Origin of the sequence: Sporomusa acidovorans, assembly GCF_900101845.1 — a bacterium.
GTDB lineage: Bacteria > Bacillota > Negativicutes > Sporomusales > Sporomusaceae > Sporomusa > Sporomusa acidovorans.
Window position 1 is genome coordinate 1 of sequence record NZ_FNAM01000110.1, and the last position, 2,774, is coordinate 2,774.

The 2,774-nt window shown below is 43.3% G+C and carries 5 protein-coding genes; 4 read left to right on the forward strand and 1 reads right to left on the reverse strand.

Features of this window, described 5'->3' with window-relative positions; translation table 11 throughout:
• From BLR65_RS30685 to BLR65_RS28705, 3 genes are all read left to right on the forward strand, one after another.
• Positions 1 to 421: hypothetical protein (locus BLR65_RS30685; RefSeq protein WP_218130685.1), on the forward strand; the 421-nt coding region annotated here is incomplete at its 5' end.
• Positions 361 to 672 carry an HNH endonuclease gene (locus BLR65_RS28700; protein ID WP_093798247.1) on the forward strand — a complete coding sequence of 104 codons (312 nt, stop codon included), beginning with the start codon at positions 361 to 363 and terminating at the stop codon, positions 670 to 672. The genes BLR65_RS30685 and BLR65_RS28700, both read left to right, overlap by 61 nt.
• A 2-nt stretch (positions 673 to 674) precedes the next feature.
• A complete protein-coding gene (locus BLR65_RS28705) occupies positions 675 to 2,168 on the forward strand; it encodes a hypothetical protein (RefSeq protein ID WP_093798249.1) in 1,494 nt (497 codons plus the stop codon).
• 97 nt (positions 2,169 to 2,265) lie between these two features.
• On the opposite strand, the gene BLR65_RS30315 is transcribed toward BLR65_RS28705, so the two are convergent.
• Entirely contained in the window at positions 2,266 to 2,424 is a 159-nt protein-coding gene (locus tag BLR65_RS30315) for a hypothetical protein (protein WP_169717041.1), read from the reverse strand.
• Between the two features lie 12 nt (positions 2,425 to 2,436).
• Between BLR65_RS30315 and BLR65_RS28710 the strand changes: the two genes are divergently transcribed.
• Positions 2,437 to 2,774: hypothetical protein (locus BLR65_RS28710; RefSeq protein WP_143122709.1), on the forward strand; the 338-nt coding region annotated here is incomplete at its 3' end.

Sequence of the window (2,774 nt, forward strand, 5' to 3'; positions counted from 1 at the left end):
AGGCCTTCAAGGTGACGATTACTACGACAGAAGTAATACGTATAAGTACTGGTATAGCGTTGGTAATCGAGCAACGCCTTTGGCTCTGAGTTTTGAAGGATTAAATAATCCATTCTCATCTTCTACAGAATTTGCAATAGGTTATAATGGCACACTAGCACAAACAACAGTCGTAGATGCTTGGAAGATTTGGAGTACTGGGTCGACCATAATGAATGCTAGTACTAATAATTCTAATTCTGAGGATTCTACAAAGCCTACAAATGAAAATGCTACAATAGAACAACCTAATACTAATCAATATGCAAGTACTTATCAGCAAAGGTTAAATCAGACGCCAACAAGTGGTGCAAACGGACAATGGGTAGGTTATCGAGGCGAGTCTACTTATATATCGACCCTGAGGTTAAAGCACTATTAAAGCGCGAAGGGCTAATTGGTATTAAGTACAAAAATGGAATTCCTGATTTCTCACCTGTTAGTAAGGGAAAAGTTGAAATTGAGGGGATGACTGCCAATAGGAGAAATAATTTTGCTTTGGCAGATGAGGCATTGGCACAGCAAAGAGGAGTATCTGTGGAGAAAATTGTAGCTTGGAGAAAAGAAAATAATTTGACTTGGCATGAGTGTAATGATACTAAAACACCGCGAAGAATCAAAACAGCGGGATAGGATTGAGTACGGGACAAACGGGACAAGTTGATGGAAAAAAACCAGCTTCCGGTGCTTCCGGGCCGGTCAACAAAGAAGCTTCAGGTGGCGTGACTGGTTCATTTAGTAAGGGCAAAACCAATTCAACCTACGCAAGCGTTACCGAACAAGCGGGCATCTATGCAGGTAAAGAAGGCTTCGACATAAAAGTCGGTAAGAATACCGACCTGAAGGGTGCGGTTATATCAAGTGAGGCTACACCGGATAAGAATAAGCTTTCTACCGATACGCTGACCTACTCGGATATTAAGAATAAGGCGGAGTATAGCGCGAGCAGTGTTGGGGTAAATGTCAATACAACGAAAGACGCTAAATATAATGAAAAAGGTATTACTCCTGATATTGGAGTTGCTGTTAAAGGAGATGCAGCAAGTACTACAAAATCAGCGATTTCGCCTGGGACAATCGAAGTACGGAGTAATCCAAATCAAGACCTTTCTAAATTGAGTCGCGATCCAGCAGGTGCAGTAAATGCTTTAGGCAAGATATTTGATAAAGCTAAAGTTCAAGAAAAGCAAGAATTGGCTAAAGTTTTTGGTCAAGAGGCATTTAAAGCTGTTGGTGATTTGGCTTCAAGTCAACGTAAAAAGGCACTCGAAGATGCGGCTAAGCTTCCTCAAGACTCTAAGGAATACAAAGAAGCTATGGCAAGAGCTGCTTCTTGGGAAGACGGCGGTGCAAACAAAATACTCCTCCATAGTGTTGTAGGCGGTATAATGTCCAGCGTTGGCGGTAATGGTTTTGCTTCCGGAGCAGTAAGCGCAGGAGTAAATGAGGCTGTACAAAAAGAACTAGCGAAGATAAAAGATACAGGTCTTCATCAACTTGCGAGTGCTTTAGTTGGAGCGGCGGCAGCAAAAGTTGTCGGCGGAAATGCTCAGGCCGGAGCAGCGGCCGCTGCTAGTGGGACTAAGAATAACTGGTTGGACCATACGCGGCAAGAATATTATGCAAATAAACTAAGGGACGCTTTAGACAACGGTGATTTAATTGAGGCCAACAAAATAATCAAAGAGGCTTACGGAGAAAGCGCAACTAATGCAGGCTATCTAACGTTAGATGAAGGAATAGAATCGCGTGATAATGATGGCGCGGGACTGTTGGAGGAATTACAACGGTATGCTAACGCGACGAGTCAAACGCTAACGGATAAAGGGTTAAACTTAAATTTAGCTAATTTTGCAGCTTATGGTTACTTACAGGTACGTGTACCATCGAACTTCAACACTACTCAAACCGCAGCTGTAAAAGATAAAATAAATCAGACCCCGGCGGATATAAACAGCATTCTGAATCAGGGTGGAACATGGAATTCAAGCGGACAGCTAGTAGGGTCTGATGGAACGGTATATACAAATCTACCGGGCAGAGGAAACTATGCGTATAGTCAAGGAGTACAACCTACAGGATATTATGCTGAGGGAAGACATGGGGGACGTTCCTTTTTCGTCCTATAGCAAGAAGTTGGCGGAAAAGGAACGTCCCTTAGTGTCTCCTTAGTGTCTCTCAACCCTGAACGAACAAGTCAAAGACGAAATCGGCAGTACGGTAGGTTCAGTTAACGGCAACGTCAATATTAACGCCGGCAACAACATCAACAGCGCCGGCACCACCTTCGTCAGCGGGAAAGACCTGAATATTACCGGTAAAGAAGTTAATATTGATAATACCGTCAATACCTATGACAGTCAGTATAAGTACGAATTCAAGCAAAGCGGGTTGAGTGTGTCGTTAAGTGGCGGAGTAGTTGATGCCGGAACAGATATGGCAAATAGCCTCAACCGTGCAGGGGATGTACAGGATGATCGCCTCAAAGCCCTCTATATAAACAAGGCAAAAGATGATTTAAAGACTCTCGGTAAAGACTTCAAAGAGGGCTGGAAAAATGGCGTATCCCTCAATGTCGGTATGGAAGACATGGGGGACGTTCCTTTTTCGTCCTATAGCAAGAAGTTGACGGAAAAGGAACGTCCCTTAGTGTCTCTCTTAGTGTCTCTCCTAGTGCAAACAAACGGCAAGTCAGGGCATGTTCATGAAAAAAGGCAGGGATTAAAAAGGACTTT